The sequence below is a fragment of the Mesorhizobium sp. WSM4836 genome (assembly GCF_055811815.1).
Genome location: NZ_JBVVQF010000005.1, coordinates 331,783 through 344,015, shown reverse-complemented (window position 1 = coordinate 344,015; position 12,233 = coordinate 331,783). Strand labels below are relative to the sequence as shown.

General features: G+C 58.5%; 10 protein-coding genes and 3 pseudogenes. 2 read left to right on the top strand and 11 right to left on the bottom strand.

The features are described from left to right. The 5 genes and pseudogenes from AC0L2P_RS09505 to AC0L2P_RS09485 all read right to left on the bottom strand — a co-directional run. Positions 1 to 74, bottom strand: a pseudogene (locus AC0L2P_RS09505) (co-chaperone GroES); the annotation flags it as partial. A 492-nt stretch (positions 75 to 566) separates the two neighbouring features. Beyond that, positions 567 to 683, bottom strand: a pseudogene (locus tag AC0L2P_RS09500) (IS66 family transposase zinc-finger binding domain-containing protein); the annotation flags it as partial. 1,351 nt (positions 684 to 2,034) lie between these two features. Further along, the gene (locus tag AC0L2P_RS09495) at positions 2,035 to 2,355 is read right to left on the bottom strand and encodes a hypothetical protein (protein WP_473500968.1); all 321 of its coding nucleotides are present in this window, start codon (positions 2,353 to 2,355) and stop codon (positions 2,035 to 2,037) included. 81 nt (positions 2,356 to 2,436) lie between these two features. Then, positions 2,437 to 3,186 (bottom strand): low temperature requirement protein A, encoded by a 750-nt coding sequence (locus AC0L2P_RS09490; RefSeq protein WP_473500967.1) that lies wholly within the window; start codon positions 3,184 to 3,186, stop codon positions 2,437 to 2,439. 83 nt (positions 3,187 to 3,269) lie between these two features. Further along, entirely contained in the window at positions 3,270 to 3,683 is a 414-nt protein-coding gene (locus AC0L2P_RS09485) for a GFA family protein (protein ID WP_473500966.1), read from the bottom strand. Positions 3,684 to 3,902: 219 nt separating this feature from the next. Here AC0L2P_RS09485 and AC0L2P_RS09480 point away from each other — a divergent pair. Further along, positions 3,903 to 4,308 (top strand): annotated as a pseudogene (locus AC0L2P_RS09480) (glutamine-hydrolyzing GMP synthase); the annotation flags it as partial. Between the two features lie 87 nt (positions 4,309 to 4,395). Here the strand turns inward: AC0L2P_RS09480 and AC0L2P_RS09475 are convergent. Both AC0L2P_RS09475 and AC0L2P_RS09470 read right to left on the bottom strand, forming a co-directional pair. Next, a complete protein-coding gene (locus AC0L2P_RS09475) occupies positions 4,396 to 4,995 on the bottom strand; it encodes an NADPH-dependent F420 reductase (protein ID WP_473500965.1) in 600 nt (199 codons plus the stop codon). A 187-nt stretch (positions 4,996 to 5,182) separates the two neighbouring features. Continuing rightward, on the bottom strand, positions 5,183 to 5,917 hold the full coding sequence (locus AC0L2P_RS09470; protein ID WP_473500964.1) for an SDR family NAD(P)-dependent oxidoreductase: 735 nt from the start codon (positions 5,915 to 5,917) through the stop codon (positions 5,183 to 5,185). Positions 5,918 to 6,199: 282 nt separating this feature from the next. Between AC0L2P_RS09470 and AC0L2P_RS09465 the strand changes: the two genes are divergently transcribed. Continuing rightward, on the top strand, positions 6,200 to 7,096 hold the full coding sequence (locus AC0L2P_RS09465) for a LysR family transcriptional regulator (RefSeq protein ID WP_473500963.1): 897 nt from the start codon (positions 6,200 to 6,202) through the stop codon (positions 7,094 to 7,096). A gap of 31 nt (positions 7,097 to 7,127) precedes the next feature. On the opposite strand, the gene AC0L2P_RS09460 is transcribed toward AC0L2P_RS09465, so the two are convergent. The 4 genes from AC0L2P_RS09460 to AC0L2P_RS09445 form a co-directional block, all read right to left on the bottom strand. Further along, positions 7,128 to 9,458, bottom strand: a complete 2,331-nt coding sequence (locus AC0L2P_RS09460) for a mechanosensitive ion channel family protein (RefSeq protein WP_473500962.1) — start codon at positions 9,456 to 9,458, stop codon at positions 7,128 to 7,130. Positions 9,459 to 9,766: 308 nt separating this feature from the next. Further along, the gene (locus tag AC0L2P_RS09455) at positions 9,767 to 10,849 is read right to left on the bottom strand and encodes an adenylate/guanylate cyclase domain-containing protein (protein WP_473500961.1); all 1,083 of its coding nucleotides are present in this window, start codon (positions 10,847 to 10,849) and stop codon (positions 9,767 to 9,769) included. 3 nt (positions 10,850 to 10,852) lie between these two features. Continuing rightward, on the bottom strand, positions 10,853 to 11,344 hold the full coding sequence (locus tag AC0L2P_RS09450) for a Rab family GTPase (protein WP_473500960.1): 492 nt from the start codon (positions 11,342 to 11,344) through the stop codon (positions 10,853 to 10,855). Positions 11,345 to 11,360: 16 nt separating this feature from the next. Beyond that, a partial coding sequence (locus AC0L2P_RS09445) for an OmpA family protein (protein ID WP_473500959.1) occupies positions 11,361 to 12,233 on the bottom strand: 873 nt, incomplete at its 5' end.

Genomic DNA, 12,233 nt, shown 5'->3' with positions numbered 1-12,233 from the left:
GCGGTCTTGGATTCGGATTCGACCCGACGAACGACCACGCGGTCATGCAGCGGCCGGAAATTCGACTTTGCCATTTTGGATATCCCTGGTGCGGAGGTTGAAAGGTTCTCCGTTGCCGGAGCCCGGTTAGCACTCGCTAGCGGGGAGTGCTAACGTGGCTGTGAGATAGGCTGTAGGTTCGTACTAGTCAAGACGGATGAGCGGACGGCCGAAGAGCCAAAAGATTTGGAATCGGCACGGAAGCCTGGCCCCATTACGGCGCATCTCAATGCCTAAGCGAGCGTTTCGGCCGTAAGCGCTGGCTGATTTTTGTGTCTTATTTGGAATGTGAAATTATGTGAAATTAACGGCAGAGCAGTCGGCCGCATCCACTTGGGGTCGCAACGAGCGTTCATCGCTTCGGCAGGGCAGAGCACATCGGAATGTCTTTCTGAGGACGATGTCTCCTCGGTTTGGGTCGCCCATCGAACAAGCAAATTGCGAGCGCCTTGCTTCAGGATTGCCAGGCGCAATCGCTCGACGTGCTGATCAGACTCTCGAGCGAGCTCACGGTGGACGACATCGGTGCCGCCTTCGACGAGACGTGCCGGCGCTGGCGCCTGCACGACCACCTCTTCGCAGGCCCGACACGCATACTTCGGTCGGCGGGTGACAATCACCCGGAACTGGGCGGGCACGATGTCGTAGTCGGCGCTCGGGTCTGATGAACGGTTTCGTCTTCAACAATGCTGCTCACGGCCTAATTTGCGCAATCGAGTGGTGCGCGTCGGCGTGTGCGTGCTGCCCTTTCTTCTCTCGATCGGAATTTTCGCCGGCACTCAATGCTGGCGGCGACGTGGCGCAATCTATCCTCAGCCAGCAGGCGACCCCCGAAGCGCTCGCCAATCCACGCGGAGCTGTAAGCGGTGAAGGGATTTCATGGACCATCGGGCGGCAAAGATGCGGGCCTGGTGTTTCGTGATTGACGCGGCGCCGCCGCTTGCAAAGAGGCCGACCTGCCTTCCATACTACGAGCTGGAGCTAGCACCGAAAGATTTCAGGCATCAATGACTTGCCAATTGAACCACGTCAAAACTTGTGGCCACATCACATCAGCTACGTACAGACGGGGCGAAAGCCATTTTATAATGCCACTCGCGCTTCCGCGCCAAGGGCGGTTTGACGCCCTATTTACGTCGAACCCACTTGTGGCCCAATCACGAGGCGCACCTAGGCGATCCTGCCGCCAATCGGCCTCGACGGGAGCGGAAAAATGGACCTTGCAGATTGCCGAAGGTTGAACGAGATCGTTCCAACTGACACCAATCCGTCAATAGCCAAGCTCGAACGCTGTCTGGCTGTCGCGGCCTTATCTGGTCGTCCGGCATGGCGACGCCTACGCGTTCACCTTCGAGCGCCTGGAGCGCGGAGTCGAGCAAACAAGGCGGCGCTCGGAAATCGCGAACGGGCGCAGCTCTTACTGGCCGCATTGCGGCAAATGGCGTCAGAAATGTAGGACCGGCGTGACGTTGTTACTCAAAGTGAGTCGAAGAGTTGAGGACAGAATCGAAAGTCGTGTTCCTATACGCATGGCCGATTGGGAGACATCGGCACGAGCAGAGATGAGAATGCGAAGCTTTGGTCGACCGAGGATCCACAGGGTGATGCGGCACGAGACCTATCTCCTGCCAGCCCATTGCCGCTATACAGCCGCTCGTCTACTCGACCTAGGGCTGTCGAGCATGAGCAAAGACCGTCCTTGCCTTATGGTCTGTGAACTCCGACGTTGACCCCGCCGAATGGCAGCTCGTAAATAATGCAGTCAAAGGTGTGCATACCGCGACGGCGACCACATTGTTTCAGTCTTTTCAACAGCGTAAGAATCTGACGGTATTCTTGACGGTATTATTTGGCCATGTCAATAAATTTAATAGCTAAAACAGGCAGATATGGACTTAATTGATGATTGAGTGGGAGTAGGCAGAATGGGATGGCATTGGCCGCGTGACGTTCGCCGATTTCAATCGCCTGGAGCGATGGCCGCAGCGCCAGCGCTCAAGCCGTTTCCTCCGCCGCAGTATAAGCGTCGACGTTGTGCAATGGGATCGTCCACCAGAGATTGAGCTGGACATACACGAACATCCCAAAGCACATCATGAGCAGCGAGTACTCCGCCCGAGGAAGGAATGTCGCGATCACGGTAATCTCAATGCAGGTAAGCGTGTTCACGACATTTGCCACGCGGAGCGGCGGATAGGCCACGAGATAAAGTATCTGCTTGCCGAGATAAAACAGCACTGATCCCGTCACCCCAAGCATTGAGAACGTTTGAAGGTTAAGATCGCCATTGATCGCATGGCCCGTCAGATTGGCCATGAAAATGATGCCCACGTACAAGAGTAGGTGGGACACCATCACAAGCAGGCCGGACTGGATCCGGTTTGCGCGTTCCAGCAGTTAGAGCGCGCCGAAATAGATCCACCAGATTTGGACGATCAACAGGAAGCCCGCGGCCGCCGCGATCGCGTCGAAAATGTCATAGTCCTCGCGGGCGGTAAACGACCCGACAATGCTGATCACGGTTTCTCCGAGCACGATGATCGCGAAAAGCCCGATGCGTTCGATCAGGTGCTTGCGGTGGACCGGGAATGCGCGTGCCTTATCGTTCAGACGGACCATCAGGAGCAATTGGACCACGATCCCAGCATAGAGCAGGGTGAACTTCCATTGCCAGGCGATCAGCAGAGAGGTCGCGCTGATGGCCATGCCCACAAAAATTGCAATTCCAGTACCTCGCGCCAACGCGTTCCCGGCGGGTGTCGTCGTTGGTACGGTGAAGTAGGCGGCCGCCAGGACGGCTTGCATCGCCAGATAGGTGAGGAGAAATCCGTGATATCCGCTCCCTTGAGCATCTTTGATGAATAGCGACAGGACAAGGACGAGGGCCATTATCGTAATGGCGCAGAGCCGCTGCCAAACGCTGTCGATGTCATACCGGTTGGCAAACATCGTGTGCCCGGCCCAAACCCACCAGACGGGTACGACAACAAGAAAGAAAGAGATCAACTGCTCGTTGTGGATTTCTCCGTGGTCGGTGTGGGCCAGTCCATGCGCCATCACGCCGATGACGGCGACGAACACAAGATCGAAGAACAGCTCGAGCCAGGTCGCCTGACGGATGCTCAATGACTGAAAGGTCTTGTGCATTGGGGGCTCGACAGGCGGCAGGGTTCACCTGCCACAGTATCTTATTGGGGCCGTAAGCTGTCCAGACTTTTACAAGTGGCCGTTCAGTTCGGCATGTCGGTGAATTGCGGGATGTCGAGCGGCTTCACCCACTTTAGGCGACGCTTGGTGAACATCTCCAGCTTTGGCTCGATCAGTTCCGGACGATCGAGGCTTCCCGCTTGTACGAAGACAAGCCCGGGAAAGCTTTCCAGGTTGCTGGTATAGAGTCGCGCCGCACATTCGGGGCAAAAATTCCGGTCGAGTCCTTTGCCCGAGTCAGCGACATAGTGAAACGCTTTCGATGCGCCGCTCAATAGAGTAAAATCCTCTTCCGGGACGCCGAACCACACCGCCATCTCGCCGCCGGAAGCTTTCTTGCAGTCCAGGCAATGGCAGGCAGCAATAAAATCCGGGTCCGTGTCGAACGCGAACTTCACGGCGCCGCAAGCGCACTGAGCTGTGTATTTCTTGGTCATGGGAGTTGCCTTTCATCGTTTGTTCGCCGGGGCCGCAACACGGTCTTCGAAGGAGTTCTTTCAATAAAGATGCGGCTGACTTTCGCCATCGGCAAGCCAAGTTGTCAAAGACGATGGATGGACAAAGTACGGTAAAATTTTACGGCTGAAAACGTCGATCTCGCGTGAGTCCTTGGGGAAACCCGACGACCAGTGTGAGTTGAATTTCAAAGCGTGCGCCAGCTGATCTGCGCATTGTCGGGCGGCGTCGATTCCTCGGTTGCAGCCCTGCTGATCCACGAGGCGGTCGGCGACCAGCTCACCTGCATCCTCGTCGACCACGGGCTGATGCGCAAGGACGAGGCGACCGGCGTCGTGGAAATGTTTCGCCAGCATTACAATCTGCCGCTGATCCTGGTCGATGCTTCGGACCGTTTTATCAGCGAGCTCGAGGGGGAGTCGGACCTCGAAAAGAAGCGCAAGACCATCGGCCGGCTGTTCATCGAAGTTCGAGGAGGAGGCCGAGAAGCTCGGCGGCGCCGATTTCCTGGCGCAGGGCACCCTCTATCCCGACGTTATCGAGAGTCTCCCCGCTCTTCGAACGGCGCCCATACGCCGTCAGGCCCACCCCAACCTTCGCGACTTGTGGCCTTCAAATATTCGGTCGCGCGCTGCTCGAAGAAGTTAGCGCGCGCGACCAGTTCTCGGGGTCGATCACACGGTCGTAGATCGACTACTGCTCCTTCTTGAACAGGTCCTGGAAGATCAGCTGGCCCCAAGTGCGGCCGCGTGCGTGCACCAGCGCGCCACCCTCGTTGAGCTTGCCCAGCTTGACGGGTGCGAACCCGAGTTGTTTGGCCAAGGCCGCCACGGGAGCGATCGCGTCCTCGTCGTCGCTCGACAGAAAGACGACCCGGTGGCCGCCCTCGACGATCGGATCGGCAGCCAGGGTGGCCGCGATCAGGTGATTGAACCCTTTGACGAGCTTGGCGCCGGTGAACGCCTTCGCGACGAAGGCGGAGGACGGGAGACCGTCCAGCTCTTCAGGCACTGGAAACGCGTTCGTCGCGTCGATGACTGTCTTGCCTTCCCAACTCGGCAAGGTCTTCGCAACCTCGCGATGCTCCCCGAACGGGACCGCCAAGATGATAATGTCGGCCTCGAGCGCATCCCGCAGCGACTTGGCGACGACCGTGGGTCCAATCGCCCGAGCCTGCGGCGCCAACGCCTCGGGCGGCCGGCGGCTCGCGACGGTCACGTCGATGTTTTTACGGGCCAAGGCGTGGGCGAGGGCCTGGCCTATCTTACCGAATCCTACAATCGCATAGCTCATAATACTTCTCCGATCCGTGTTGATATTGATTCCGGGGCCTCCGAACGGCGCTGGGTTACCGTTTCGCTGCGTGGCGACCTTCGGCTAGGCCTCCTGCCCTGAACGACTTCCGCGTGGCCGGACTGACCGTTCAACGCGGAAGTCGTTCCACCATGGACTGTGCTACTTCCCGCGATCCGGCGCGATTTCAGATGGCCGAGAAGCCGCCGTCGACAGACAACTCCAGCCCATTCACGAAGCTCGAATCGTCAGAAGCAAGAAACAGCGCGGCCGCCGCAATTTCCTCAGGATGACCCATCTTTCCCCGTGGGATCAAGGATTCGAACATCTGCTTCGCCTCCTCGGTGAGAACCTGGTCCTGCATCGGTGTGGCGATCGGCCCCGGGTGCAGCACGTTCACCCGGATATTCCTGCCCTTCAGCTCGTTGAGCCACCCGCGTGCGAATGCGTGCAACGCCGCCTTGCTCGCCGCATACACGCTGTAACCAGGAAAACCTTTCAGTGAAGCAACTGATCCGGTCATGAAGATCGATCCGCCATCGTTGAACAGCGGCAACGCCTTTTGCACCGTGAACAGCGTGCCGCGCGTATTCAGGCTGAACGTCGCATCGAAATGCTGCTCGGTAATCTCGCCGAGTGGGACGGCTTCGCCTGTGCCGGCGCTCGCATACAGGACGTCGATCTTGCCCTTTTCCCGCTTGACTGTATCGAAAAGGCGGTCGAGGTCGTCGAGATTGGCCGCATCGCCGCGCACGCCGGTCACGTTCCGGCCGATCAGCCTGATGGCCTCGTCGAGCGCTTCCTGCCGACGGCCCGTAATGAAAACATAGGCGCCTTCTTCAACGAACCGCTTGGCGGTCGCCAGCGCCATGCCGCTCGATCCACCCGTGATGACTGCTACCTTACCCTCGAGCTTTCCCATGACTTCTCCTTTCGTGGTGTCGGGACAGCATCTGCCCCGGAGAGCCTCGAAATGGGTCCGCCGGCATCAGTTGTTGAGTGCGGAAACGCGCACATCGGTGGTGCGAAATCGATCCGGCTGGACCACTGACGCCAGCCGCGACGATCGGTGTCGGCCCTTCAGAATTGGGCCGCACTTGCTGGCATAGGCTATGGTGACTGCCTGTGTTACCAACAACGAGATGCTGTTCGATGTGTTGGATACGGGCTGTGGAAGGTGCACCGCGCGGTGCCGGATTGCACCATGATCGACTGGGATGACGTTCGCTACTTTCTTGCCGTGGCGCGCGGAGGCTCGGTGCGGGCTGCCGCCGGGCGCCTCGGGGTGAATCACTCGACCGTGCTGCGACGCATCGCTCAGCTCGAGGAACGCCTCGGGGCGCAGATGTTCGAAAAGCTGCCTTCGGGCTACCGCCTGACGGCTGCGGGCGAGGAGGTCATCGAGCTCGCGAACCAGATGGAGGCGTCGTCGCACCAGCTGGAGACGCGCGTCCTCGGGCGCGACCAGAGCGTGCGCGGGCTTCTGCGGGTGACGCTGGCGCCGCCTCTCGCGACACACCTGCTCATGCCGGACTTCGCCGATTTCGCGCGTCTGCATCCGGACATTGAGATGGAAATCTTGTCGTCCGGCGAGCTGGCAAATCTGACCAACCGAGAGGCCGACGTCGCGATCCGCGTCGTCTACGAGCGCAAAACCCTGCCGCTCAATCTTCACGGCCTGAAGGGGCCGGTGCTGTTCGGCGGCGTCTACATGTCCCGCGATCGACTAGCCGCGTGGCGTGCGGGCGCGCCTGATCCTATCCGGTGGATCGTCATAAGCATTCATGGCATCCCGGATTGGGCCAGCGATGGCGAGGTTCGCACCACAGGGGTTCCATTCAGGACTACGGACGGCGAGGCGCAGATCGCTGCTGTACGGCAAGGGCTCGGGATGACCACACTGCCGTGCTTCGTTGGCGATGCCGACCCCCTACTGGTGAGGGTGCCGGGCACCGACTTGCACATGCATGGAACGCTCTGGCTTCTCACGCAGGGGGAGACACGCAAGACGAAGCGCGTGCGGCTCTTCACGGAGTTCGTATCCCGCAGGCTCGCCGCGTACGCGCCGCTTCTCGCGGGACTGTCCTTATCGCGTGACTGACGCGCGGCAGGTAGCGATGGCGCTGTGTCGGCTACTCCGTGGTGCTAGCCTTTCTTCTGCGCCGAATAGTGTGCGACTGCGCGACGGCCATTTTCAGCTCGGGCGTGATCTCCAACGGCCCATTCTCTGCCCCATGTAGCCCCTGAACCTGGACAGTCGGAAATGGGAGCTCGATGCCCTGCTCCTTGAAGACTTGGCGGAGGCGTACATAGAATTTGCGTTTCATACCGAAGGCTCCTCCCGGTCTGGTTGTCGCCTTGACCCTCAATACGATGCCGTATTCGCCGAACTCCTGTACGCCCTGCATCTTGATCGGGTCGAGCACCCAGTGTTTGAACTCGGGATCTTCCGCCAGTTCGAGCCCGATCCGCTTGATCAGCTTGCGAGCGAAGTCGATATCGGTGTCATAACCAACGGTGATGTTGAATTTGTCGATAACCCAGTCACGGCTCTGGTTCTGGACTGCCCCGAGTTCACCGAAAGGTATCGTGAACAACGGACCACGATGGTGGCGCAGCTTCACCGAGCGCAGCGAAAAGCTTTCCACAGTACCCTTGTAATTGCCCGATGAAATGTATTCGCCAACACGAAACGCATCATCGAGCAGAAAAAACACGCCTGAAATGACGTCCTTGACGATGGTTTGTGCGCCAAAGCCCACGGCGACGCCGACGACGCCGGCGCCGGCGATCAATGGGCCGATCTGGATACCCAGCGAGGCGAGCATCATAAGCACCGCCATCACGATGATCGATGCGAGCAGAATGTTCTGGAGGATCGGCAAGAGCGTGTGGAGCCGCGCCTGCTGCGGATCGACGACCGGCACGTCCTCGTCGCTGATCACTGGGTGCGGTGTTTCGATGCCCAGCTTTCGTTCGATCAAAGCTTTGATGATCGACCAGCCGAAATCGGCTGCGAGGACAATGACCACGACATTGATCAAGCCGCGCAATATGAACGTCGTCGTCGTATCGCTGCCCCGCATGGATTGCATGTCCAGACCCCAGACACGTGCGAGAAGGTAAGCCGCCGCCACGATGAAAATCATTCGGATTCCGCGATCGATGACAGCGATCGTCACCGCCGGGATCGTAGGCCGGCCGACATCTTCCGAACCTGGCCGAAGGACGAAATTGACCCCGCGCTGCGCCATCACGATTGCCAAAGGCAGGAAGAATGCGGCGAAGGTAAACCAGAAGTATACATAAAGGCCGGCGATGCGCTGCAGGAACAGGACGACGAAATAAGCAGTCAATAGCCATGTCGCTTCCGTGTGACCGATATGGCGCGCATCGTCTCGCTGCGTTCTTGGCCGACGCCAAATGGCGAGCAGCAGGAGCAACAGCAGCACGAAATCGGCGCCCAGTGACAGGACCATCATTCCATCCTGATCGATGCCGAGACCTGGCAAGAGGATAAACGCGGCGCCGAAGAAGGCGAAGACGCCGACGATCCGGGGCAGCCAATAGGACCAATGGTCAGCCGCTTCGTTGGTGATCGGCAAAGCACGAACCTCGACGGCGTTCTCGACGCTCATGAAGGAAGGGACGAGCATGGCCATGACGTACATGCGCACACCCCATGTAACGACTGCCGCCATCAGAAATGTCAGTACGATCTCGCGGATAAGCATTGGCCAGTCGAACAACATGAACGCGCCGGCGCTGCCCAGTGCGAAAGAGACGATAAGCATGCTGGAATAAAGCGCGCGACCACCAATCTTCTTGGCGCGCCCAATGGGCGTATCCTTCGGTTGCGCGATAATCCAAAGGCGAAATGGACGGGTGAACCTGTACGTTGCCCAAGTGAGTGCCAGGCCGGCAGCGATGAACATCGCAATCAGCACAAATACGCCGGCAGACCCTTTGCTGGACATATCCTGCATCATCTCTGCCCGAACGCGCGCGAACTGGCCTGACAGCAGGGGCAAAGTTCGCATGATTCTTTCGATATGGTGCCTGATCCGATCGAGCATCGAGGATGCCATCGTATTCATCTGGCCGGGTGCAGCCACGGCACCGGACGATACGTTGGCCGGCGAAGCTCCCCTCTCGGCAGGCGCTCCCGTTGACCCGGCGTCCTGATTTCGCTGTTCGGCCACCCAGGCCTTTACTGAGGGATCGTCGAGAAGCTCGAACAGCTGTTTGACCCTTTCAGGCGGGACGGTCGCCGGCGCCTGCGCCTGCGCCTGACCAGCCAAAAAAACGGCGATCCCAACGACGAGCGGTCTGGCAATCAGGGCAAACATCGCAGTCAGGTCTCCGACACGCCGTGCCAGGCGCGCCAGGTTCCTGGCTCCCAATCGTCGAATCATGCGTGGCATCGTGTGTAACCTTCCGATCAGATCGGCAAGCAACGACATCTATGTCCGTCGTTGCCCCACCTTGAAGAAACCGATGTTGCCGTGCAAGACGTCATCGTTGCGACCCAGACCGTTACGCCGGGTACTTGGCGGTGTCTACTTAGCCGCCGGGGGAGGGCATTCCGACCTAGGCCCAGCCTTCAGCCGTTCTATGAACTGGGCATCCGCGATGCTGGGCGTAAAACACCCGGCACCAGGGTACCCCAGGCCAGAACGCGTATGCCGCGGTGGGCATCGCCGACCGAGGCGCTATGTGATGGAAACTGGGCGCATGACCGTGCAGGGAAGAACGATGGCGACGTCAGATATCAGGATCCGATTTCCCCCGGAAGGCGCCACATTCGCACACGACCTGTGCCACGCAATTCCGTTTCCGCGAGTGGGTCGCAAGCAAAATTTGGTCCAAGCAGTTTGTGAGTTGAATCCGAAATACGGATTTCATCGGGCTCCGCGGACGTTTGGATACGTGCGGCGAGATTGACGGTGTCGCCCCATAGGTCATAGGCAAACCGCCTTTTGCCTATGACGCCTGCCACGATTGGTCCTGAGTGAATTCCAATTCTGAGTCTTATCGGTTCTCCGGCGAAGCGTTCGCGCTTGACCGCCTTCCGCAGTTCAACTGCATAGTGCGCAAGGGCTTCCGCATGATCGGGTCGCTCGGCGGGCAGGCCAGCGACCACCATCACACAATCGCCGATTGTCTTGATCTTTTCGCAGCCGTATTGCTCCGAGAGCAGATCCGCCGCCTTGAAGAAGTAATTTAGAATAGCGAGCGTCGTCACGGCTCCGACGCTCCGCGCTCTTTCCGTAAAGCCGACGATGTCGGCAAAAAGGACACTCACGTCAGCATGGTTGTCTGCAATTTGTTCGTCCGCTTTTAACCGCTCCGCGATCGACGCCGGAAGAATATTGAGGAGTAGGGCTTCGGCGCGCTGGTATTCACGCGACAATCCCTCTTGGCTCGCCCTCAACGCCTCGTTCATCGATTGTAATTTCTCGTTGAGTTGACGCTCCCTCTCTTGCAGGAGTGTCATTTCATAAGCCTTCTGTTGAAGCCGCTGCCTGTTGTCGCGTTCGGCAGTGGCGTCAAGAAAGAGCAGCCACACGCAGGCATTGTCAGCAAAAAGATGGAGGTCCGCCACCCGCCCGCTGGGCAGTTCGACCATGGCCATACGATATGGAAGCTCAGGGCAGGGCAGCAAACCTTCCATGAATTCAAGCTGCTCGGCAACAGGCTTACCAATACGAAGTGATGAGAGTCCGTAATGTTTAACGTTACCGCCCTTCGCAGCTATGCAAAGCTGGGCGTCGATTTTCAGATATGCGACGGAGCGCTCGTTGTAGAAGAAATCGTAAATCCAGCCTCTGACTTCTCTTGGTAAGACATGCATGGTTTATTTGCTGATCATCGAAGCAAGCTGACGAAATGCATCATCAACATGTTCACCCGAAAGCGCACTTGTTAGATAGATTTGCCAGCCAAGTTGCCTCAGTTCGTCAATTTCACTGTCCGATATTGCCCACCGATCGGCCAGATCGGATTTGTTGAACAGCAATACAAACGGCATAGCGCCGAATTCGGCCTCGGCCCGCTCGCGCAACGTGAGCGCTACGGCAAGAGTAGCAGCGCGTGTTCCATCGACGACAAGCATGAGCCCGCTCGCACCTCGCACATAGCTGACGCGGAATGAGCCGATATCGTCTTCGCCGGCCAAATCCCACAAAATCAGATCCACGGTCTTGTCAGGGAATACGACACTCTTCTTGTCGATTTTCACTCCCACGGTGGTCAAGTAGGTTTCTGAAAAGATGCTTTGCACAAACCTGCGAACCAGACTCGTCTTTCCGACAGCGAACCCGCCCAACATGCAGATCTTCTTTTGCAATATCCTGGGCTCCGCCCTAGTGGAAGTTTACCGTAACCGAAACTCTGCGATTGGCCGAGCTCCCGGTTGGGCTATTTTCAGTCTCCGCTGGCTCAAAGGTGCCTGCGCCGCGAACCAAGAGCAATTCCGGATCGACGCCGCGCTTCTTGAGAAGCGCACGAACTGTTTCCGCGCGCGCGGCGCTGATCGACAACTTGGCCGTTTCACGGCCCGTCTCGTCCGAATGGCCGGTCAACATGAACTGTGCTGTTACGCCTGCCTTGCGGGCGTCCTTGGCCAATTCTTTCAACTGATTAGCCAGTTTGTCGAGAACCGGCAGTTGCTCTGGTCCCGGTACAGCCTTGCCAGAATCGAAGAAAATGTCGACCGATTGAATAGCTTCCCTCAAATGAGTGAGTTCCGGAGGGGTCAACTCACGCAATTCGGAGATTTCTAGAGAGAGTCCATCCGCGGACAGCTCTTGGGCGGCGACCCGCGCCCGATCTATCCATGCGGCAGGAGCCTCACCCTGGGCAACGATGCGATCCCTGATGATCGAAAGTCGTACTGAATCCGGCGGCGTCAGCGACGCCATCAGCCGCTTCAGCACGAACTTCGGATCAAGGCTTTGATAGAATTGCCACAGCGAATGAACGCGAGCAGGATCGACCCCTGTTCCGGACAGCAGAGCCTGCGGGTCGGCGGCCTGCGGGTCTCTCAGGCCGGAAATATAGAAATGTCCGCCCCTCACCGTTTGTTGGGCGACGATGATTCCCGCTTGGGCCTCCAGTCGCGACACATAAGTCTGCCAGTGCTCCGCTGCGCGTGCGTCAGGGCTCACATCACGAACCCTGGAGATGTCGAATTCCGGTCCGCCTGCCGAAAGCTGTCGGGCCGCCGCGCGCGCGCG

Coding starts and splice junctions, on each gene's coding strand:
- AC0L2P_RS09495 (WP_473500968.1), bottom strand. CDS start 2,355: ATGGCCAATCTGACGGGCCATGCGATCAATGGCGATCTTAACCTTCAA.
- AC0L2P_RS09490 (WP_473500967.1), bottom strand. CDS start 3,186: ATGCACAAGACCTTTCAGTCATTGAGCATCCGTCAGGCGACCTGGCTC.
- AC0L2P_RS09485 (WP_473500966.1), bottom strand. CDS start 3,683: ATGACCAAGAAATACACAGCTCAGTGCGCTTGCGGCGCCGTGAAGTTC.
- AC0L2P_RS09475 (WP_473500965.1), bottom strand. CDS start 4,995: ATGAGCTATGCGATTGTAGGATTCGGTAAGATAGGCCAGGCCCTCGCC.
- AC0L2P_RS09470 (WP_473500964.1), bottom strand. CDS start 5,917: ATGGGAAAGCTCGAGGGTAAGGTAGCAGTCATCACGGGTGGATCGAGC.
- AC0L2P_RS09465 (WP_473500963.1), top strand. CDS start 6,200: ATGATCGACTGGGATGACGTTCGCTACTTTCTTGCCGTGGCGCGCGGA.
- AC0L2P_RS09460 (WP_473500962.1), bottom strand. CDS start 9,458: ATGTCGTTGCTTGCCGATCTGATCGGAAGGTTACACACGATGCCACGC.
- AC0L2P_RS09455 (WP_473500961.1), bottom strand. CDS start 10,849: ATGCATGTCTTACCAAGAGAAGTCAGAGGCTGGATTTACGATTTCTTC.